At 57.2% G+C, this 19,963-nt stretch carries 16 protein-coding genes; 7 read left to right on the top strand and 9 right to left on the bottom strand.

All coding sequences use genetic code 11. The annotated features are described in order from the left end of the window. Positions 1-52: 52 nt before the first annotated feature. Together ABVT36_RS01875 and ABVT36_RS01870 are read right to left on the bottom strand one after the other, a co-directional pair. Positions 53-1,336 carry a cation:proton antiporter gene (locus tag ABVT36_RS01875; RefSeq protein ID WP_368454995.1) on the bottom strand — a complete coding sequence of 428 codons (1,284 nt, stop codon included), beginning with the start codon at positions 1,334-1,336 and terminating at the stop codon, positions 53-55. Beyond that, positions 1,336-2,880 carry an FMN-binding glutamate synthase family protein gene (locus ABVT36_RS01870; RefSeq protein WP_368454994.1) on the bottom strand — a complete coding sequence of 515 codons (1,545 nt, stop codon included), beginning with the start codon at positions 2,878-2,880 and terminating at the stop codon, positions 1,336-1,338. Before ABVT36_RS01870 ends, ABVT36_RS01875 begins: the two co-directional genes overlap by 1 nt. Positions 2,881-3,305: 425 nt before the next feature. On the opposite strand from ABVT36_RS01870, the gene ABVT36_RS01865 reads away from it, so the two are divergent. Both ABVT36_RS01865 and ABVT36_RS01860 read left to right on the top strand, forming a co-directional pair. Continuing rightward, on the top strand, positions 3,306-5,033 hold the full coding sequence (locus tag ABVT36_RS01865; RefSeq protein ID WP_368454993.1) for an SLC13 family permease: 1,728 nt from the start codon (positions 3,306-3,308) through the stop codon (positions 5,031-5,033). 550 nt (positions 5,034-5,583) lie between these two features. Then, positions 5,584-7,320, top strand: coding sequence for a DEAD/DEAH box helicase (locus tag ABVT36_RS01860; protein WP_368454992.1), 1,737 nt, complete (start codon positions 5,584-5,586; stop codon positions 7,318-7,320). A 115-nt stretch (positions 7,321-7,435) separates the two neighbouring features. Here ABVT36_RS01860 and ABVT36_RS01855 read toward each other — a convergent pair whose 3' ends face one another. After that, entirely contained in the window at positions 7,436-8,353 is a 918-nt protein-coding gene (locus tag ABVT36_RS01855) for a LysR substrate-binding domain-containing protein (RefSeq protein ID WP_368454991.1), read from the bottom strand. 220 nt (positions 8,354-8,573) lie between these two features. Between ABVT36_RS01855 and metE the strand changes: the two genes are divergently transcribed. Then, the gene (gene metE / locus ABVT36_RS01850) at positions 8,574-10,832 is read left to right on the top strand and encodes a 5-methyltetrahydropteroyltriglutamate--homocysteine S-methyltransferase (RefSeq protein ID WP_368454990.1); all 2,259 of its coding nucleotides are present in this window, start codon (positions 8,574-8,576) and stop codon (positions 10,830-10,832) included. Positions 10,833-11,367: 535 nt separating this feature from the next. After that, a complete protein-coding gene (locus ABVT36_RS01845; protein WP_368454989.1) occupies positions 11,368-11,736 on the top strand; it encodes a hypothetical protein in 369 nt (122 codons plus the stop codon). Positions 11,737-11,969: 233 nt separating this feature from the next. Here the strand turns inward: ABVT36_RS01845 and ABVT36_RS01840 are convergent, their stop codons facing one another. Genes ABVT36_RS01840 through ABVT36_RS01815 form a run of 6 tightly spaced genes read right to left on the bottom strand, consistent with a single transcriptional unit; the run spans position 11,970 to position 16,376 of the window. Further along, positions 11,970-12,728 carry a heme ABC transporter ATP-binding protein gene (locus ABVT36_RS01840; RefSeq protein ID WP_368454988.1) on the bottom strand — a complete coding sequence of 253 codons (759 nt, stop codon included), beginning with the start codon at positions 12,726-12,728 and terminating at the stop codon, positions 11,970-11,972. A 1-nt stretch (position 12,729) separates the two neighbouring features. Continuing rightward, entirely contained in the window at positions 12,730-13,758 is a 1,029-nt protein-coding gene (locus ABVT36_RS01835) for a FecCD family ABC transporter permease (RefSeq protein ID WP_368454987.1), read from the bottom strand. Beyond that, positions 13,755-14,606: a hemin ABC transporter substrate-binding protein gene (locus ABVT36_RS01830; RefSeq protein WP_368454986.1), complete on the bottom strand. Its 852-nt coding sequence runs from the start codon at positions 14,604-14,606 to the stop codon at positions 13,755-13,757. The genes ABVT36_RS01835 and ABVT36_RS01830 overlap by 4 nt, the downstream gene beginning before the upstream one ends. After that, complete coding sequence (locus tag ABVT36_RS01825) at positions 14,599-15,030, bottom strand: ExbD/TolR family protein (protein ID WP_368454985.1); 432 nt, start codon at positions 15,028-15,030, stop codon at positions 14,599-14,601. Before ABVT36_RS01825 ends, ABVT36_RS01830 begins: the two co-directional genes overlap by 8 nt. After that, positions 15,027-15,572: a MotA/TolQ/ExbB proton channel family protein gene (locus ABVT36_RS01820; RefSeq protein ID WP_368454984.1), complete on the bottom strand. Its 546-nt coding sequence runs from the start codon at positions 15,570-15,572 to the stop codon at positions 15,027-15,029. Before ABVT36_RS01820 ends, ABVT36_RS01825 begins: the two co-directional genes overlap by 4 nt. A gap of 21 nt (positions 15,573-15,593) precedes the next feature. After that, positions 15,594-16,376, bottom strand: coding sequence for a TonB family protein (locus ABVT36_RS01815; RefSeq protein ID WP_368454983.1), 783 nt, complete (start codon positions 16,374-16,376; stop codon positions 15,594-15,596). Positions 16,377-16,561: 185 nt separating this feature from the next. Here ABVT36_RS01815 and ABVT36_RS01810 point away from each other — a divergent pair, with 185 nt between their 5' ends. The 3 genes from ABVT36_RS01810 to ABVT36_RS01800 are packed head-to-tail and all read left to right on the top strand — an operon-like array spanning position 16,562 to position 19,537. Further along, positions 16,562-18,595 carry a TonB-dependent hemoglobin/transferrin/lactoferrin family receptor gene (locus ABVT36_RS01810; protein WP_368454982.1) on the top strand — a complete coding sequence of 678 codons (2,034 nt, stop codon included), beginning with the start codon at positions 16,562-16,564 and terminating at the stop codon, positions 18,593-18,595. A gap of 11 nt (positions 18,596-18,606) precedes the next feature. After that, entirely contained in the window at positions 18,607-19,032 is a 426-nt protein-coding gene (hutX, locus tag ABVT36_RS01805; RefSeq protein WP_368454981.1) for a heme utilization cystosolic carrier protein HutX, read from the top strand. Further along, positions 19,013-19,537 (top strand): HugZ family protein, encoded by a 525-nt coding sequence (locus tag ABVT36_RS01800; RefSeq protein ID WP_368454980.1) that lies wholly within the window; start codon positions 19,013-19,015, stop codon positions 19,535-19,537. Before hutX ends, ABVT36_RS01800 begins: the two co-directional genes overlap by 20 nt. The last annotated feature ends 426 nt before the right edge of the window (positions 19,538-19,963 follow it).

Here is a 19,963-nt window from a genome sequence, read left to right as displayed (position 1 = left end):
GCGAAGAATTCTCATTCTTATTCAGGCGCAAGTCAACCGTGCCGGCCTCCGCTCAGTGACCACCGGACGAGCGGGCACCCTCCAGTTTCTCTGCCTCAGCGTCGGCCATGCGGTTGATGAGAAAGCGGGTGCTGGTGCCCTGTACCAGCAGCGAGAAGAGTACCACACCAAATACCATGGCCTGTATCGTGTACCAGTAGGGCAACTCCGTCGGCAGCGACAGTACCAGCGCCAACGCAATGACCCCGCGCACCCCTCCCCAACTCAAGACCAACCGCCAGGGTTTGAGCAGCGGCGGCCCCACAAAGCGGCACAGAGGCGCCACCAGAAATATGGCCAGCGCCCTGGCACCCACTGCGGCCATGATCGCGATCAGCATTGCCAGCCACTGGCTGGTAAACATACCCGGCGTGATCACCAGCCCCATAATCACGAAAATCAGCGCGCTGAACAGCAGCCCCAACCACTCCCAGGTGGGCCCCACATCCGCCAGGAAAGTATCCTCCTGCTCGCGCAGGCAGATACGGGTGACCACTGCACAAACCATAACCGCGAGAATACCGGACACATGCACCACATGCTCCGCCAAGTAAAAAGTTCCAAAGGCGGACAACACCAGCGTCGCCAGAGCGGCCCCGGCAGAACCCAGAAACAGGACCACAATCGCGGTCAGCAGCCCGCACATCAGGCCCAGCGCCAACCCGCCAAAAAAGATAACGGTGAAATAAAGCGACATGTCCGCCATGCCGAACAGGGGCACACCGGTAACCTCCGCCCCCTCCACCACTGTGTGCATGGCCGCGCCCAGGACCAGGGAAAAAAGTACGATTGACGCCGCGTCGTTGAACAAACTCTCACCCTCCACCACGGTGAGCAACTCCTTGTCGGCGCGGGTCTGGCGCAGCTTGTTGATCACCGCCACGGGATCCGTCGCCGCGAGAATGGTCCCGGTCAACAGGGCTGCGATCCAGGGAAAACCGGGATGCCGGATCCCATAGTAGATAAGTACAGCGGTTAATAAGGCACATATCGCCACCCCCAGTGTCGACAACAGCAGAATGGGTCCCATCCAGCGTTTCAGCAGCTTCGGTTCTATGCGCCAGGCGGCCTCGAAAATCAACACCGGCAGTATGACAAAAAACACCAGTTGGTGGAGATTGTCGGCGCGGATCCCGGTATCAAACTCAATCACCGGCAACAATATGCCCGCGACCACACCCGCGATCAGGCATCCAAGAGTGTTGTCGATGCGCAGCACCCGAGCCAGCATCAACCCGGTCACCGCCGCCATCGCCATGTACAGGCCCTGCCCGACGAGTGTTGTTACTCCGTCCATCACTGCCTCCTCCGGTCGCTGGCAATAACCGCCTTGGTTTTCACTTCTGGCATCAACTCGCTGAGGGGCACCGCCACGCCCCGTTCATTGATCACCTCCACATGATGACGGCGCAGCAGGCGCGGCTCCGGCACACCACAGGAGTGCGCTATGTAACCCACCTCGTGCATCATGCTGCGCGCGTAATTACCCACCCGGTCCGCCTTGTCGATGGGGTCCAGCCCCTGCTGTAGATCCGGGTTGTGGGTGGTGACACCGGTGGGACAGGTATTTTTATTGCACTGCATGGCCTGGATGCAGCCCAGTGAAAACATAAAGCCGCGGCCGCAATTGACGAAGTCAGCACCCATGGCCAGAGCCCAGGCAACAGCGGAGGGGGTCAGCAGCTTGCCCGCACAGATCACTTTGATACGGTCCCGCAGGCCATACTCCGTCAGCAGGTCGACCACCAGCGGCAGGCTGCGGTTGAGCGGCAGCCCCATATAGTCCATCAGGCTCTGTGGTGCAGCGCCACTGCCACCGTCGGCGCTGTCGATATTGATGAAGTCCGGCGCGGTATCCAGGCCGCGCCGGACTATGGAGTCGCACAGGTCGTGCAGCCACTGGCTGGCACCGATGACACACTTGAACCCACTGGGCTTGCCGGTGACTTTGCGAATGTGCACGATCATGTCCAGCAGACCTTCCACATCGTGAAACTCCGGGTGGGCATTGGGGCTGATGGAATCCCTGCCCACGGGTATGCCGCGCACCCGGGCTATTTCCGGGGTCACCTTCGCCGCCGGCAGGATGCCGCCCTTGCCCGGCTTGGCCCCCTGGGACAGTTTCAGTTCGAACATCTTCACCTGTTGGTGGGCCGCCACCTGCGCCAGTTTTTCATCGCTCAGGTTGCCGTGTTCATCACGCACACCATACTTGGCGGTCCCTATCTGAAACACCAGATCGCAACCGCCCTCCAGATGATAGGATGCCAGCCCCCCCTCCCCGGTGTTCAGCCAGATCCCCGCCTTCGCCGCCCCCTTGGACAGGGCCCGCACCGCCGGTACCGACAGGGCGCCAAAGCTCATTCCCGAGATATTGAAAAACGCACTTGTGGTATAGGGTTCGGCGGCGTAACCACTCCCTACCGTCACCGGTGCCGGCGGCACCGCGTCTTTTTCCAAAGTGGGAAACGGGTGATTGAGAAACAGGACATCGCCGGGCTGATTGAGCGATCTGGTGGAACCAAAAGCAACCGTGGAATCCACATTTTTGGCCGAGCGATACACCCAGTTGCGCTGGGCGCGGTTGAACGGCATCTCCTCGCGGTCGAGGGCAAAAAAGTACTGGCGAAAAAATTCCCCCAGATGCTCAAACTGATAGCGGAAACGCCCCAGCACGGGGAAGTTGCGGCGGATCGCCTGTTTGGTCTGGCTGATGTCCGACAGATAGACATAGACCACGTACAACACCAGTACCACCAGCGCAAACGCGAATAACAGCGCAAAAAGCTGCAGAACCTGAACCGCGAATGCACGGATAGCATCAACCGCCTCTAAATCCATCTCGCTGCTCCCAGTCTTATTATGTATGCCATTGTATGTCCCACTTGTCGCCCTTACCCAGGGAAGCCCCCGGCCGTGGTAAGATCGGGCAAAGCCGGGGGGCCGGATTCGCCTTAGCAGGTTGTTGAAAAAGGCATTCTGCCTGTTTCAAAACACGAAAAGCGAAAAATATGATTTTCACTTTTCTCCCAAAATCAACGAGTTAGGCGTCGCCGATTTTCCGGAACATCCATATTCCGGTACCAGGCGTCGAAATTCTTCGAATTTCAACAGCCTGTTAGGGATCATTCCCGCCCCACCCGGTTAGGCCTACCATACCCTGAATTTACACGGGATGCTTTTGTGATAATTGCACCAGTGATAGAGTTGGCCCAGTTCCGGGAAAGAGCCACTAGACAGCACCCGGCGGACCGGCGGATTTACCTATGAGCCTGACCCAGATATTTGTCGCCGGTATATTTTTTCTGGTCATTCTTGCCCTGACCTGCAGCCGGGCACGCCCCTCGCTGGTTTTCGCCGCTGCCGCAGGCGCCTGCTTCCTCACTGGCCTGGTACCTACGGAGAGGGTATTGCAGAAAGCGGTGAACCCGGGTCTCGTCACCCTGATTATTCTGCTGCTGGTGTCCGTTGGTATCGAAAAGGCCCACTGGCTGCGGGCGGCGTCCGACCGGCTTATCCAGGGTTCGCGCACCGGCAGCCTGGCGCGACTTATCGGCGTCGCGGCCCTGAGTTCAGCCTTTGTGAACAACACCGCGGTGGTGGCCGCCCTGGCTCCCGCGGTGCGGGGTCAGCGGCGCCATCCGGCGGGCAAGCTGTTACTGCCACTGTCCTACGCGGCCATACTCGGCGGCACCCTCACCCTGATCGGCACTTCCACAAACCTGATCGTCAACAGCTTTATTCTGGACCGCGGACTGCCGAGCCTGGATTTCTTTGCATTCCTCCCGGTGGGCCTGGGGGCCACAGTCGCCGGCCTGGTGGTTCTGCTGCTGTGCAACCGGTTGCTGCCCCTGGGGCGGTCTTCACAGGAGCCGGTAACCGAGTACCTGCTGGAAGCGGAGGTGGAAGAGGGATCGCCCCTGGACGGCCGATCCGTGGAACAGAACCGGTTGCGCCAGTTGGAAACCCTGTACCTGGTGGAAATCGTGCGCGGTGGCCAGATCATCAGTCCGGTCGGCCCCACGGAGATTGTCCACAGTGGCGACAAACTGATTTTCAGTGGCGATGTGCGGGATCTGGGGCGACTGCAGGACATACAGGGACTGCGCCTGTTTGCGCTACAGGACGAGCTGCTGGAGATGGAGCTGACCGAGGTGGTGCTGGCGCCCAATTCCAGCATCCTGGGGGAGTCCCTGAAGAGCTGCCAGTTCCGTACCCGCTTCGACGCCGCGGTTGTGGCCATGCGCCGCGGTGGTGAGCGCCTGTCCGGCAAACTGGGAGAAATCCGGTTGCGGGCGGGAGATGCACTGCTGCTGGCGGTGGGGCCGGACTTCAAACACCACCGCAATATCGATAAAAACTTCTACGTTGTCAGTGGCAATCAACTGTCGCGGCAGCTCTCCCGGCGCGACAGCTGGCTGCTGGGGCTGGGCTTTGCCACGGTGATCGCCGGTGCCGCACTGGGTTATTTTTCCCTGTTGAAGGGCCTGATCGTTCTGCTCGGTGGCATGATCGGCGTGGGGATTGTCACTACCGCCGAACTGCAGCGACGCTTCCCGTTTCGGATCTGGCTGATCATCGCCAGTGCCCTGGTACTTGCGGAGGCCTTTTCCAGCAGCGGCCTGGCAGATCTGTTGGCCACCGCGCTCAAGGGTTCGGTGGCCGGAGCCGGGCCATACCTGGCACTGGTATGCGTATTCCTGGTGACTCTGGTGCTGACGGAGCTGATGACCAACAACGCCGCCGCCGCACTGACATTTCCCCTGGCCTGGAGTCTGGCGGAGAGTTTTGGCGTCAGTTGGATGCCTTTCGTGATGGCCGTCGCCTACGGCGCCAGTGCCAGCTTCCTGACCCCCTTCGGCTACCAAACCAATCTGATGGTGCAGAACCTGGGCGGCTACCACCTCCGCGATTTCCTGCGTGCGGGCCTGCCCCTGACAATTGCCTATTCGGCTGTTGCTCTGATTCTGCTACCACTGGTATTTCCCTTTTAGCAGGCTGTTGAAATTCGAAGAATTTCGACGCCGGGTACCGGAATATGGATGTTCCGGCAAAATCGGCGACGCCTAACTCGTTGATTTTGGGAGAAAAGTGAAAATCACATTTTTCGCTTTTCGTGTGTTGCAAAAGGCAGGATGCCTTTTTCAACAACCTGTTAGGGTTCTTAAGGAAGCTCTGCTTAAACAGCCGGGTAACCATGTGACTGTGCTACAGTATTTTTGCGTTTAGGACAGTTTCCGCGAAACCGCGGAAACTGTTGAGGAAGCAGCCCCACCGATAAAGGACCATCCCAGCGGTTTGCCAATCGTTTGCCGGATAAGCTGTCGCCGCGCCGCCAGGTCTGTTAGACTGCGCCGCCTTTTGCCCAGACCCGGCTGCGGCGGGGCCATGAACGAACCTCTGATTTAGTCGGTAGCAGACCTCCTTGCCAAAGGCGTCGCATTGAGCGGGCTTGTATCAGTGGGGCAATTTGTCAGCTATGTGACTTGCCCGGCAATCTGTGGCCATTGCACTTGGCTGCGCACAATCCGACTGTAGATCCATATGAATTCCGAAATAACAGACACCCCTGCGCCGCTTGGCTTCGACCAGCTGGCACTGCCGCCCGAAATTCTGACCGCCATCGACAAGCTGGGCTATGAAACCCCCTCGCCCATCCAGGCACAGACGATACCCTCGTTACTGGAGGGTCGCGACGTGCTGGGGCAGGCACAGACAGGGACCGGTAAAACCGCGGCCTTCGCACTGCCACTGCTGGCCCGGCTGGACCTGCGTCAGCGCCGGCCCCAGGCACTGGTACTAGCCCCGACCCGTGAACTGGCCATTCAGGTGGCGGAGGCCTGCCAGGCATACGCCGCCAACCTGAAAGGCTTTCATGTGGCGCCCATTTACGGCGGCGCCGATTATCGCGGCCAGATTCAGCAGCTCAGGCGGGGTGTGCAGCTGGTAGTGGGCACCCCCGGTCGCGTCATGGACCATATGCGCAGGGGCACCCTGGAGCTATCCAGTCTGAACACCCTGGTGCTCGACGAAGCCGACGAAATGCTGCGCATGGGTTTTATCGACGATGTGCGCTGGGTGCTGGAGCAGATCCCGGAACAGCGCCAAATGGCCCTCTTCTCCGCCACCATGCCGAAAGAAATCGCGCGCATTGCGCGGGAATATCTGCGGGATCCGGCGGAAATTAAAATCCGCGTCAAAACGGAGACAGCGGAAACCATCCACCAGCGCTATTGGCCAGTGGGTGGCCTGCACAAGCTGGATGCGCTGACGCGTATTCTCGAAGCCGAGCCGGTGGATGCCACCATCATTTTCGTGCGCACCAAAAACAGCACCGTAGAGCTGGCGGACAAACTGGCGGCGCGCGGTTTCGCCAGTGCGGCCCTCAATGGCGACATGGCCCAGAACCTGCGCGAACAGGTTATCGACAAACTGAAAAGCGGCAAGCTGGATATAGTGGTGGCCACCGATGTGGCCGCGCGCGGCCTGGATGTGGCGCGTATCAGCCATGTGATCAATTACGATATCCCCTACGATGCGGAAGCCTATATTCATCGCATCGGTCGCACCGGCCGCGCCGGGCGCGAGGGCGATGCGATCCTGTTTGTGGCGCCGCGGGAGCGCCGCATGCTGCGGGTTATCGAGCGGGCCACCAAAAAGCCCATCGAAAAACTGATCTTGCCCAGCGCCGCAGCCGTCAATTCCGCGCGAACCCAGCGCTTCCACGAACGCATCAGCGCCACCCTCGGTGGCGAGATCGACCTGGCCCCCTACCGCCAGTTGATAGAGGAATACCTGAGCGCCAATGACATGGATCCGCTGGACGCGGCCGCAGCCCTGGCGGTGATGGCACAGGGCAATCAACCGCTGCTGCTCAACGAGGCGGAGCCAAAACCACCCAAGCGCCCCCAGCGGGAAGACTTTGAGGAAGGCGGGCGCAAACAGGGCGGCTATCACAAGGACAAAAAAATGCCGCCGCCGGATGAAGGTATGGAACGCTACCGCATCGAAGTCGGTCGTATGGCCGGAGTCAAACCCGGCCATATCGTTGGCGCCATTGCCAATGAAGCGGAACTCGACAGCAGTTACATCGGCCGTATCGAGATCTACCCGGAATACACTACCGTGGACCTGCCACAGGGTATGCCCCGGGAAGTGTTTCAGCACCTGAAGCAGGTGCGCGTAGCCGGCAGAGCCATGCAAATCAGCCGACTCGCCGACAAACCCCACAGCCGCGGCAAGCGACCGGCAAAAACCCAGGGGAAACGCCCTTCGCGCTAATTGTTATCAGGCCTGTTTACGCCTGCGGGCGGAGGCCAGCGCAAACCCGGGTTAGGCAAGCCAGGGAGGGCTTTTAACAACCCGCTGGGAATAAATAGTCGCGACAGAAAACAGCTCAGACCGCTCGGATTCCCTTGAGGGTTGCAAAGCAGGTATCCCGCGCAGTCTGCAGAAAGTCCTCCAGATAGGCCCCCTGCCGCATATCCTCCCGCACCGCCGCGTAAAGGGTGCTCCACAAGCCCTGTTGCCCCAGGCGCAACTGCACAATAAAACCCTTTTGCAGGTATTCGTGCAGCGCCCAGTTGGGCAGTGCGCAGACGCCGCGGCCACTGACCGCCAGTTGCACCACCATCACCGTGAGCTCGGCGGTGCGGACCTCCGCGGGTTCGACCCCCGCCGGCTCCAGGAAGCGCTGAAAAATATCCAGGCGCTCCCGCTCCACCGGATAGGTGATCTGCACCTCCCGCTCCAGGTCCTGTGGCTCCACCCAGGTTTTCCCCGCCAGCGCGTGCTTGCGACTGACCCCCAGGCACATTTCAAACCCAAACAGGGGTTCGTAGTGAATGCCGTTCAGGTCGGTGTCCGGGTTGGAGGTAACCACCAGATCCAGATCCCCCCGCACCAGCGCCGGCAGCGGCGCAAAATGAAAACCGCTGGACAGATCCAGCTCCACTTCCGGCCAGTTGTCCCGGTACTCATCCAGGGTCGGCATCAGCCACTGGTAGCAGCTGTGGCATTCGATGGCGATGTTCAACCGCCCCGCCCGACCGGACCCCAGCCGCACCAGGTCCCGCTGGGCCAGCGCCACTCGCGGCAGCACCTCGTCCGCCAGCTGCAGCAGCCGCAAGCCCGCGCTGGTAAACCGCAAGGGGCGCGACTTGCGCACGAACAGCGCCTGTTGGTGGCGCTCCTCCATCTCGCGAAACAGGTGGGACAGGGCCGACTGGGTGAGGTGCAGCCGTTCGGCGGCACGCACCATGCTGCCGGTATCCCGCAGCAGGCTGAGCGCACGCAGTTGGCGCAATTCGAGCATGGCCCCTCCAACTTTAGAAAAATTCAAGTTTTAGGCAAAAAATATGAAATTGATTGAACATCACCCAGAGCGCAGAATCAAGCCTCAAAGCCCGACTGAGAAGATCCCGACAGAATTCATTTAGCCCGGCAGCCTGAGGCCTGCCGGCACTAGGCAGGGTGACGCTCACAAGGGCAAAAGCTTCCACACACCGACAGTGACCATACGGGGAACAGGTTAAATGGCACAGACACATATTCTCGGCTATCCGCGAATCGGCGCTCAGCGCGAACTGAAAAAGGCTCTGGAAGCTTACTGGCGCGGTGAAATTGACCAGATGGAACTCAAGGCCGCAGGGGCCAGGATTCGCAGGGACAACTGGCGCGCCCAAAAGGCAGCGGGGCTGCAGTTTGCCACCGTGGGGGACTTCGCCTGGTACGACCAGGTGCTCAATCACTCCCTGATGTTCGGGGTGGTTCCGGAGCGCTTCCACTCCGGTGTCGCCGGGGACAAACTGGATCAGTACTTCCGCCTCGCCCGGGGACGGGCACCTTCCGGTGCACCGGTAGCCGCCAGCGCCATGACCAAGTGGTTCGACAGCAACTACCATTATCTGGTACCGGAATTCGACTGCCAGCAGCGTTTCGAACTGGACAGCGAATGGCTGCTGGAGGAGGTGCGCGAGGCACTGGCACAGGGACACAGGGTCAAGCCGGTGCTGATCGGCCCACTGACATACCTTTGGCTGGGTCGCATGGAAGGCGACCCGCTGGCACTGTTGCCGGGACTGCTGACCTGCTATGAACAGCTGCTGCAACAATTGTCTGGGGAGGCTGTGGAATGGCTACAGATTGACGAGCCGATTCTGGGGCTCGATCTGCCTTCCCAGTGGCGCGACGCCTTCGCGCCCACCTACGCGCAGTTGCACGGAGCCGCCCCGGCGTTAAAACTGCTGCTGGCCACCTATTTTTCGCCCCTGCGGGAAAATTTGCAGCTGGCTTTCTCCCTGCCCATAGACGGCGTGCATATCGACTGTGTCCGCGCCCCTGAGGAGCTACCCGGTGCAGCGGAATTGCTGCGGGAAGAACAGATACTCTCACTGGGAGTGATCAACGGCCGCAATGTGTGGCGCGCGGATCTGGCCCTCTGGCAGCGGCGGCTGGCGCCCCTGGCCAGCCGGCTGGGGGAGCGGCTGTGGCTCTCAGGCAGCTGTTCACTGCTGCACTGCCCGGTGGACCTGGAGGCGGAAACAACCCTGGCCCCGGAGCAGCGGGATAAACTGGCCTTCAGTCGCCAGAAGCTGGCTGAACTGGGACAACTGCAAACACTGCTGACCCGGGGGGAAAAGAATTCGCAACGGCAACCGGAACACCCGCTGCCCAAAACTCCAGCCGTTGCGGTCGATGGCCTGGGCGTCGAGGAAACCTGGCGCCCCCAGTCATTCGCGCAGCGGGCGCCACTGCAAAAGCGCCGCCTGCAATTGCCGCTTTTACCCACCACCACCATCGGCTCCTTTCCACAGACGGATCTTTTGCGCAGCGTCCGGCGCAGGTACCGCAGTGGCGAAATCTCCGCAGAGGAATACCGGCAGCACCTGCGCGCGGAAATTGCCGAAACCGTCCGCCGCCAGGAAATACTCGGCCTGGATGTACTGGTCCACGGCGAGGCCGAGCGCAACGACATGGTGGAGTATTTTGGCGAGCGCCTGGAGGGGTTTCTGCATACCACCAACGGCTGGGTACAGAGTTACGGCTCCCGCTGCGTCAAGCCGCCGATTATTTTTGCCGATATAGCGCGACCGGCGCCAATCACCGTGGAGTGGAGCCGCTATGCGCAAAGCCTGACCAAAAGGCCGGTCAAAGGTATGCTGACCGGGCCGGTGACGATTCTTAACTGGTCATTCCCCCGCGAGGATATCCACCGCAGCGAAACCTGCCTGCAGATAGCCAGAGCCCTCCGTCAGGAAGTGGAAGACCTGGAGGCCGCCGGTATAGGAATCATTCAGATCGATGAGCCGGCTCTGCGCGAGGGCGCGCCTGTGCGGAATAGTGACCACGCCCAATATTTCGCCTGGGCGGTAGCCTGCTTCCGCTATACCTGCTGCAGGGTGCAACCGGAGACACAGATTCACACCCATATGTGTTACAGCGACTTCAACGCTATCATGGACGCCATCCTGGCCCTGGATGCAGACGTTATCACCATCGAGTCCGCCCGCTCGGATCTAAAACTGTTACAGGCATTTAGCGCGGAAACCGGTGCCTATCCCAACGAGATAGGCCCGGGCATTTACGACATCCACTCGCCCAATGTACCGGAGCGACAGGAATTGATCGACAGGCTGCGTAAAATCGCCGGGGCCATCCCCATGGAAAAACTCTGGGTCAACCCCGACTGTGGTCTCAAGACCCGCTCCTGGGCCGAGGTTGGAACCTCACTGCTGAATATGGTGGAAGCGGCCCGTACCCTGCGGAAGGAACTGCAACCAGCATCCACCTGAATTGATGCCCCGGACAGGAAGTTTTCGGCCGCCAGTCAAGCCTGTGAATGCTTACTTTGTTACGGAGGGGTTGGTGGACATGCGCCGCCAACCCATGCTGAAAAGGTCAGGGAAGGTCTTTTCATCAACCTGCCAGGTGCCAATCACATTCCACGACAGATCGGCGAAAGAGATTCAATAAGGCCGCAACCGGCTGCGCCTCATAAGGGTATCGATGCGGATTTCAAATTTTCACTTGCCGGCTATTCAGCCGCATCTTCAAAAACTTCAGTATTGCGAAGTTTGCACCAAAAACCCCACCAAGATCGGAAACAGGATTTTTTAAACTCTTTTTATAGAAAACTGCGCAAGTCTACCAATCCGGGCTGGATCCATAGCAGTGCGAGCTCATCAATACGAAATACAAGCACAATCCTGTAGAAATCTCTGCCAACATTTCACAATTTAGCCTATTGTTATCGCTCAACAGCCAATACTCGATTAAAGTATTTTGCGCGCACTTCAAAATCCAAGAAACAAAAATAGGAGAAAAAGAATGACAAAGTTTACTGCAATAAAACTTGTACTTTTGTGCCTGATTTTATTCGGAAATACCGCAAATGCTGACGTCTATGGACCAAACATCTCTACATCTGGAATCTATACAATTTCCTGGGACCCAGTTACGGAAATCCCCGGACGGGTGGAATTGCTTTACTATGAGATAATAGAAACTTACGCCACAGACCCCATAAGCTACAACAACTCCATATCGACAAGCAGGACATTCAATAGCACACTCAACGGAAGTTACCAGTACACAGTCAAAGCCTGGGTAAGCTATATCAATCCAGTCACTCATGACGATGTAGTAGCCTCCCAAACGCTGGGCACCGTCACAGTTTATGTAAATCTATCAATGTAAAGGGTCCGTCCACAGTGAATTCAAATATCTCGCCAATAATATCAGGCTCGCTTTTACAGCTGTAATGAGAAACAAAGAGAGAGCTTACCCTGACAATTGGCCTTTATGTTCTATGGATCGCCCTTGGTTAGGAATTTATCCCCATAAAATAAGTTCTATACTAGCGATCAAGCTAAGCTGATACTCAATTTGGCTGCCGGGTTGATATTACGGAGAAAAATTCAAAAAATAAATCATATAAAAATTACACGCCCGGTCGGATGTTCAATTTTTTGAGGGCGATATTGCCAGTGGCGGGCAATGGTATCCTGACTGATCACGGTTGAGGGCTCGCCCGTATTTACCAGGCAGCCCTGATCGAGCTGTGCGCAGTGATCGCAATAGAGTATGACCTGATTCAAGTCGTGCATAACGGCCAGGACGCCATATTCCCGTTGCCGGCAGAGTTCCTGGGCCAACAGCATTATCTGGTGTTGATGACCCAGATCCTGGGCCGACGTCGGCTCATCCAGCAACAATAGTGGAGGTTCCTCAGCCTGGCTGAGTTGCAACAGCACTCTGGCCAGCTGAACCCGCTGACGCTCGCCACCGGACAGGGAGGGATAGAGCTGCCCAGCCAAACCCAGACTATCTGTCATACGCATATAGTGTTGTATCTGCAGATTGGCTGCCCGCTTGCTGATGGATAGGGGCGTCAGGCCAAGTGCCACGACTTCCTGTGCGGTAAAAGGAAAGGACAGCTGACTCGCCTGGGGCAGTACCGCCAGATGGCGGGCCCTGTGTAGCGGCAACCAGCTTTTGAATGGCTTACCATGCAGTACCACATCACCGCTATAGGAAAGTTCACCACTGACCAGTTTGAGGAGTGTGGATTTGCCCGCACCGTTGGGGCCGACAATGGCACACAGCTGTCCTTTTTGCACCGCAAAATCATCGATTGACAGACGCGTTTTGTCACGGCCATTAACCTGTATGCCCTGCAACCTCAACATGCTATTCGCTCCAGTATCGGCGCTGCTGCACCAGCAGGGTGATAAAAAAGGGAGCGCCGAACAGCGCGGTAACCAAACCCACCGGCAGTTCAGCGGGTTGTACCACCAGTCGTGCAAGCAGGTCGGCAATCACCATCAAAGCGGCGCCGCAGAGTGCAGAGAGTGGCAGCAGAGACTGGTGATTGGGCCCTGTGGTGAGTCGTATCAGATGCGGCACCACCAGACCCACAAAGCCGATAATGCCGGCGATGGAAACAGCAAAGCCGACACCTATAGCCGTCACTACAATCAGCTGTAATTTTAATCTCTCAACATTGATCCCCATATGCCGGGCTTCGGGTTCACCCAGGAGAAGCGCGTTCAACGCCTCTGACTTGCGCTGAAAAAACACAGCCAACAGGATCATAACTGCGCCTGTGAGCAGTAGATTTTCCACCGACGCCCCGGTCAGGCTGCCCATTTGCCAGAGGCTTAAGGCACGCAGATCCCGATCGTCGGTAAAATAACTGATAAATCCAATAAGCGACTGCGCAAATGCGGCAATCGCGACACCGGCCAGTAATAAGAACACGACGGATGTGCCATTTTTTGATTTTGCCAGCCCATACACCAATAGCGTGGTCGCCAGGCCGGAGGCAAAGGCACTGAAAGGAATGGTCCAGTTTCCCAGGCTGTCGGCAAACCATACAATAGCAACAATGGCACCGACGGCCGCACCCGATGAGGTGCCGATAATACCGGGATCCGCCAGGGGGTTGCGAAACAGGCCCTGCAGTACTGCACCGGATTGGGCCAGTATCGCACCGACGAAAACAGCCAACAGCATTCGCGGTAACCGCAGCTCAACCACCACCACCCGCTGGAATGCCTCCAGTTGGCTGTAGTGGGTACCCATCAGGGAGTCTACGATACTCAGCAGGCCATCAATGGCCGGCAACTGCATGGCCCCTTGCACCAGAGACAATATGGCGCCTGCCAGCAGTAGCAGCAATAATCCCAATAATACAGAGGGAACAGGCCAACGCATCATGGGGTGTCGGGCTGCAGCTCTTCGGCGAGTTTAATTGCCTGGTCCAGGGCGGCGACACTGAGCCCCGCAATAAGGGTGTTGCTATCGATGGCGAGAATATGCTTCTGCTTTCCGGCGGGGGTATTTTTCAGTATAGGGTTGGCTGCCAGCAATTCATTGACCGCATTTTTTTGTTCACGGCCGGCAACAATAATGATGTCCGGTTGCAGGGCCAGCAAAGACTCCGCAGATACATTGCGATAGTTATCAAAACTGGCGACATTGGCACCATCCAATAATGCGATCAATGCGGAGCCACTGGTGTTGGCGCCGGCAAGCCTGGGCTTGTCGGGGTCGATCGCCAGCAAAAAGGCCGTGCGCATCCCACTCAGGCTGTTGGATTTAAGATGATTTAATTGCTCGTCGATACGGCGGATCAACTGCTCCCCTTCATCGCGGCGTGACAGCATACGGGCGAGCCGGTCAATATTATTGCGCAACTGAGACAGATTCTGCGCGCTTGGCAACTGGACCAGTTCCACATCGGCGTTTTTAAGTGCAGTTAACACATTCGCGGGTCCCATATGCTCATTGCCGATGACAGTGGTGGGACGCAGGCTGAGCAGCCCTTCCGCAGACAAAGTGCGGTGATAGCCAATATTGCCCAATTCCCGGTAACTTTTTGGAAGTTGACTGGTCACATCGACGGCAACCAAATCCTGGTCGGCACCCAGCGCAAAAATGAGTTCGGTAGCGGAGGCATCAGTACTGATCAGGCGCATCGGCTCTGATTGTGCAAATGCGTTGGGAAGGTAGACAATTATACTAATGCCGATGGCAACTGCGAGTTGCACTATTCTGTTAATCATGATCTTGCTCTTTCATCAGGATTTGCGTGTTTTCCACCTGCTGTTCATTCAACAGTGACAACAGCTTTACTAACGGCTCCACTTCGGCATCACGGGCCGGTGCAACGTGAATTTTCGGTTCCAGAAGCGGTTTCATTTGTGAGAGTTTGGCTAACAACGCCGGCTTGAATTCCTGCCAGCTGTCAAACAATTGATCATTGATCGCCCAAATCGGGGGGGTCGGCTGTAGTGTGATCGTCAACACGGAAGCTGTCGCGGTAGCAGTTTCGGCGGGGCTGTCGCTACTGGGAATCTCTACCGGCAGGCTGAGCAGGCGTGTGTTTGCGGTCAACAGCAAAAACACCACCACAATAAACACAATATCAATCAGGGGAGTCAGTTCCAGCCCGGTAGCCGGTACCGGCGTAGTTTTTACGCGGATCATGTTAATGCCCTGGTGCAAACGCCCTCGGTTTGCAGGCTGTGCATATTCATTACCTTCTCAGTCGCATAGGTCAGCTTTTCTACCCACAACTGAAACAGATGCGCAAACAGCAGCGTCGGTACGGCGATAATCAGTCCGACCGCCGTGGTTTTCATGGCCACGCCAAGGCCTCCGGCCAGAAGTGCCGGCTCGATGGGGCCAGAGTGTTCGCCGATACTGTTAAATGCATCAATCAAACCCACGACAGTACCCAACAGCCCCAGCAGGGGGGACAGCAAGGCGATAATATGCAATAAGCGGATACCCGCCGACATGCGCCTTTGCCGCCCCTGCAACCACAGAGCGGCGATTTCATCGCGAATAGCCTTGTTTTCCCCGACGTGGGACACAAGCAATTGCCGGCCATCCTCCTGCAGCCTGCCGCTCAGCGTTGTTAACGAGAGCGCCGCGAGCCGCTCCACGATAATGATGGATGCGACCAATGCGCACAACAGTAGCGGATAGGTCAGTGGGCCCAGTTGTTGATAAAAATAAGTAATCATTGTTTCAGCGATTCATACTTCTTACCGCAGCGCAAACTCGACGGGAATCCTGACCCTCGATTCTGCGCCGATGCCGTTTTCACGGCGGGGTTCGAACTGCCAATGGGAAACCGCCGCAATAGCGGCTTCATCCAATACCGCGACGCCGGAACTTTCCAATAGGGTCAGCTTGGTTTGCCGGCCCCGCTCATCCAGCCAAATCTCCACCAATACAATGCCTTCCTGTCCCCGTTTGCGGGCCAGCGGTGGATACCTGGGAGGCTCCGGGGGGCTGGTGAACACCGGCTCGGCGATCACCGGTTCCGCGTGAACACCCGGTTGCTGCTCGGCACTGGACGCGCTGGCAGTCGCCAGCGGTTCCTGCCGAGGCCCCTGTCTAGATTCAGCTGGGCGCTGCTTTTCCGTGAGCTGCCGGGTCTCAATCGGGTCTGCCGCAGCTTCAGGACTCGCCGGCCTGGGTGTCGCCGGCACCGGCAACGCAGCGCTGGCATTTTTTGATCCCTGTATCGGTTGAGCCGCATGTGGCTGGTCTGCCGGCCGCTGAGCCACAACCGGCTCAACCCCGGGGTCAGGCATCGGTGGCGCAGGCTCAGCCGCTGGTACCTGAGCGCCGTCATCCCGTCGCAGTTGCTTTGCGGGTGCCACAAAATTCAGCGCCACGGCCTTGTGGTGTTGAAAGCCACCCGCTGTGCTGGTGTTGTCCACGGACAAGGCGGAATTCGCCTTTGGCCCGAATAGCCAAAGGACCGCACCCAGCACATAGGCTGTGCGCCAGCCGAGTAGCTGCCAGTTTGCCCCGGACATCACCCGCTCTCACCTCATGGGCCACCTTGGTTGCGCAGCACCATAGCGGAATCAAAAATAAATGTAAACAATAACAATTCCTATTTACATGCGGAAAGTTAGATGTGTATGATTCGCGCCCTGAGTGTCAGTCAAGCCTGTCGATAAATGACCTGGGTCACAGAAACGCAAAAGGATTCGAGACAATGCAATCAAGCCCTTCAGTTCAACGCCCTGTCCACCGGCACCGGATGGAAACCCCTGCCCTGACCTTGCTGGCATCCAGCTTACTGCTGGCCACTTCGCCCGCCTTGGCCACTACTGTGAGCGAGCTGAAAAGCGTAGTGGTCAGCGCTACCCGCGCGGAGGTGGGGATCGATGAAGTGCCACGGGCTGTGGCAGTGGTTGATAGAGAGGCAATCCAGCCCCTGCAACCCAAGTCCGCCGCGGAGGTACTGCGCTTTCAGCCAAACGTTGCGGTGTCCGGTGGTCCGCGCTCCGGGCTTCAATCGGTCAATATCCGCGGATTGAGCGGCAACAAAGTACTACAGACAGTTGACGGCATCAGGCAGGACTTCAATTCGGGACACCGCGCGGACTACTTCCTCGACCCGGAGTTTTTGTCCAGCATCGAGGTGGTAAAAGGGCCCGCCAGCTCCCTGTGGGGATCCGGCGCCATCGGCGGTGTAGTGGCCCAATCGACCCTTTCCGCCCGCGATTTACTCTCGCCAGATGAAACCCTGGGCGGCTTTGTTAAGAACGGGTTCAATGACAATAACGACCAGTCGACAACCAGCGCCGCCGTGGCAGGCCGCACCAGCAGCGTCGATTGGCTGCTGGGAGGCTATTACCGGGATAGCAATGATATAGAGCTGGGCAATGGCGCGAGTCTGGAAAACTCAGCCACCCGTAACAACGGCCTGCTGGCCAAAGCTGAGTGGCAGGTGGATGACAGCCAGTCCGTTTCAATCAACTACCGCTCAGCGGATGCGAGCGGCGCTGTTCCCTCCAATGGCACGGCCCCCCTGGGCAGCAGTAATTTTCTGATCAATAGCGACCAGGATACCGATTCGCTGATATTGGGCTATGAGCTGGATACCGCTTCCCCGTTGGTTAATGCCCATGCCAATGTATATTGGAATAACGTTGCCATCGATGAGGAGCGCCTTAGCGATGGGCGTGCTGACAGCACTGAACTGGATGTGTATGGCTTTCAGTTGAGCAATCTGTCTACAGTGGCCGGGGCAAGCCTTCTGTATGGCGTCGATGGCTATCACGAAGATTTTAACGCTAACCGCAGTGGTATCGATCGCCCCACTCCACCCGAAGCGGAGACGGATGTTTGGGGCGCTTTTGTACAGGCCAGTATTCCTCTGGCGGAGCAGTGGGCCCTTGAATTGGGGGCACGCTATGATGATTTCTCCAGCGAATCCACCAACCTGAATGTGGACAACTCCGACAGTGAAATATCCCCCTCCGCCGCCATCATCTGGCAGACAACCCAGTGGATGCAACTGGCATTGCGCCATGACCGGGCATTCCGGGCGCCGGGCTCGGAAGAGCTTTACACCACCGGCACACACTTTTGTATCGGCCCTCCATTCGGCTGTAACCGCTTTGTTTCCAACCCCGATTTAAAACCGGAGAGTGCGGCCAATACTGAGCTGCTGGCAAAACTGCGCTTTAATCAGTTGTTTTCCGATGACGAATTGCGCATCGACATATCGGCATTTCAAAACAAGGTCGATGATTTTATCGAGCAGATTGTCACCCCACCCTCGTTTGTGCCATTTCCCAATGCGGGATCCACCACCTGGCAGAATGTGCAGGACGCCCAGCTAGAAGGCTTTGAAATCGCAGCAGATTATCAGCTCGATAAACTGCGCCTTAAGTTGTCCTATGGCCAGGTCCGCGGCGAAGACGATCAGACCGGGCGCGATCTCAGCAATATTCCGGCAGATACTATCACCGCCGACCTGAATTACGCCTTCCTGAATGACCGGTTAATAGCGGGAATTCGAGCCATCGATGCCGCCACACAAAGCAGAACCCCCGATGGCCGAAGCTTTGAGGGCTATACCGTCGGCGATATCTATGCCTCCTGGCAGCCCAGCTCCCTGCAGGGAGTAAAGTTTGGATTGACCGTCAATAATCTGACCGACAGACAGTATCAGCGCGCCTTTGAAGAGCTGCCGGAGGCGGGCCGTGAGATTATTGCCTCTGTGCGGTTTGACTTATAAGGGGGACCCAGATGACACCAACAGAGGGTAATTTAGCACCAGCGCTTCCAGGAAGCGAAGCTGAAAGTTTGATGCGCGAACTATCCAGCTGGGCCAATACCGTCACTATCATTTTGCACGGTGGCTGTGTGTTTGAGTTCAAGGGTGTGTTTCCCCCGGGCAAAGTGGCTCAGGGTTACTACAACCTGACATCCGGCGGGAGTGGATTTGAAGGGCACATCAAACTGGCGGCGATCCATCGCATCACCTTTCAAACCAAACCCCATAGGGGCAGGGAAAGTTATGCATTCGTATTTGAAGACCGGGATAATAGCGCCATTTTCAAGGTTTTTCTGGGCCGCGATAAAAACGGTGATTTATTAACCGAGCAAGTAAAATTTTTCAAAGAGTTGTATGGAAAAATATCGGGAGACAACCATGAAAAACAAGAAACTTGAAAGCCGCTTAAGTGGTGAAATAGAGGCTTTTATTGCAAGCAGAAAAAGCCTCAATTTAGCTACAACGAAAGAAGATGGCTCTGCTTATGCCTCCTATGCGCCTTTTGCGATAGGGGATGAGTGCCTTTACGTATTGCTGAGCGAGATAGCGGTTCACGCCGTAAACCTGCAGCACAACCCCCAGGCCTCAGTATTGATTATCGAGGATGAGGATGACTGCGGGGAACTGTTTGCCCGTATAAGGGTTAATTATACCGTCAATGCCACACTGCTGGATTGGGATACACCTTCATGGAAGCAGGGTATAGAAATCCTGGCCGCACGTCACGGCGAGCGCATCCACAACCTCAGTCAGCATGAGGATTTTAAATTGTTCAGGCTGACACCAGCCAGAGGGCGCTATGTCAAAGGTTTTGGCAGGGCTTACGAACTGGCGGGAGAGACCCTGACTGGCGAAGCCATTGATCAGTTGCGGGATGGACACAAGCCGCGCTCAGTGGCTTAGATTGGCACAAGACTAGGAAACACCAGGCAGATTTTATGGGAAAAACAGGGTTTACTGGTTTGATAAAGGCACCTAAACCTGAAATCAAAAAAACCAGGTAAACCCTGTGACGCTTGTTAACCATCGTTTCGTTAACCCCAAGGCCAGATTGCTCTATTCGAGGATAGATGCTCGGCAAAGGGGCGAGCTGCTGCGAACTATGAAAATGGGCTGTTGAAAATACACCGGAAGCTTCCGGTGTATTCAATATATATTTTCAACTGCCTTCGAAGTCTGGTACAGAGTAAGGCACTGAACCCACCCAGAAAACCACCCACTTGCACGGCGCTGCTCAGGGAACACGCCTCATTGTCGGCGGCGGGCCCACCTGAGTCATTCACTGACATCTCTTGAATCGCTGCCCGCGAACAGTTCTACCGGGCCCTG

It is taken from the genome of Microbulbifer sp. TYP-18 (assembly GCF_040932045.1).
Classification (GTDB): domain Bacteria; phylum Pseudomonadota; class Gammaproteobacteria; order Pseudomonadales; family Cellvibrionaceae; genus Microbulbifer.
This window is presented reverse-complemented; position numbering and strand designations above follow the sequence as displayed.

Bases quoted from the DNA above. Each gene is read 5' to 3' on its own strand.
- ABVT36_RS01875 (WP_368454995.1), bottom strand. From the start codon at position 1,336: ATGGACGGAGTAACAACACTCGTCGGGCAGGGCCTGTACATGGCGATG.
- ABVT36_RS01870 (WP_368454994.1), bottom strand. From the start codon at position 2,880: ATGGATTTAGAGGCGGTTGATGCTATCCGTGCATTCGCGGTTCAGGTT.
- ABVT36_RS01865 (WP_368454993.1), top strand. From the start codon at position 3,306: ATGAGCCTGACCCAGATATTTGTCGCCGGTATATTTTTTCTGGTCATT.
- ABVT36_RS01860 (WP_368454992.1), top strand. From the start codon at position 5,584: ATGAATTCCGAAATAACAGACACCCCTGCGCCGCTTGGCTTCGACCAG.
- ABVT36_RS01855 (WP_368454991.1), bottom strand. From the start codon at position 8,353: ATGCTCGAATTGCGCCAACTGCGTGCGCTCAGCCTGCTGCGGGATACC.
- metE (WP_368454990.1), top strand. From the start codon at position 8,574: ATGGCACAGACACATATTCTCGGCTATCCGCGAATCGGCGCTCAGCGC.
- ABVT36_RS01845 (WP_368454989.1), top strand. From the start codon at position 11,368: ATGACAAAGTTTACTGCAATAAAACTTGTACTTTTGTGCCTGATTTTA.
- ABVT36_RS01840 (WP_368454988.1), bottom strand. From the start codon at position 12,728: ATGTTGAGGTTGCAGGGCATACAGGTTAATGGCCGTGACAAAACGCGT.
- ABVT36_RS01835 (WP_368454987.1), bottom strand. From the start codon at position 13,758: ATGATGCGTTGGCCTGTTCCCTCTGTATTATTGGGATTATTGCTGCTA.
- ABVT36_RS01830 (WP_368454986.1), bottom strand. From the start codon at position 14,606: ATGATTAACAGAATAGTGCAACTCGCAGTTGCCATCGGCATTAGTATA.
- ABVT36_RS01825 (WP_368454985.1), bottom strand. From the start codon at position 15,030: ATGATCCGCGTAAAAACTACGCCGGTACCGGCTACCGGGCTGGAACTG.
- ABVT36_RS01820 (WP_368454984.1), bottom strand. From the start codon at position 15,572: ATGATTACTTATTTTTATCAACAACTGGGCCCACTGACCTATCCGCTA.
- ABVT36_RS01815 (WP_368454983.1), bottom strand. From the start codon at position 16,376: ATGTCCGGGGCAAACTGGCAGCTACTCGGCTGGCGCACAGCCTATGTG.
- ABVT36_RS01810 (WP_368454982.1), top strand. From the start codon at position 16,562: ATGCAATCAAGCCCTTCAGTTCAACGCCCTGTCCACCGGCACCGGATG.
- hutX (WP_368454981.1), top strand. From the start codon at position 18,607: ATGACACCAACAGAGGGTAATTTAGCACCAGCGCTTCCAGGAAGCGAA.
- ABVT36_RS01800 (WP_368454980.1), top strand. From the start codon at position 19,013: ATGAAAAACAAGAAACTTGAAAGCCGCTTAAGTGGTGAAATAGAGGCT.